The organism is Paraburkholderia sp. SIMBA_027, from assembly GCF_046535315.1.
Taxonomy (GTDB): Bacteria; Pseudomonadota; Gammaproteobacteria; order Burkholderiales; family Burkholderiaceae; genus Paraburkholderia; species Paraburkholderia tropica.
The window spans coordinates 1-279 of the sequence record NZ_JAWRWY010000386.1; the positions used below are offsets into that span (position 1 = coordinate 1).

The 279-nt window shown below is 57.3% G+C and carries 1 protein-coding gene; it reads left to right on the forward strand.

What is annotated here, in order from left to right; translation table 11 throughout:
- Positions 1-279, forward strand: a 279-nt coding sequence (locus tag SB764_RS39520) for an AMP-binding enzyme (RefSeq protein WP_410866687.1), incomplete at both ends; no start/stop codon positions are given.

Sequence of the window (279 nt, forward strand, 5' to 3'; positions counted from 1 at the left end):
GTATTGGAACAGGCCGCAAGCCACGGCGGAAAGCTACGCGGATTCGTCCTGGTTCCGTTCGGGTGACATGGGCTGCCAGGATGATGAAGGCTTCCTGTTCGTGTCCGATCGGATCAAGGACATGATCATTTCCGGAGGTGAAAATGTCTACCCGGCCGAAGTGGAGGCAGCTATCGCGGAACTGTCCGCTGTTGCGAGTGTTGCCGTGATTGGCGTAGCTGATGATAAATGGGGTGAAGTTCCACGGGCGATCGTTACTCTCCGGGAGGGCCAGTCGCT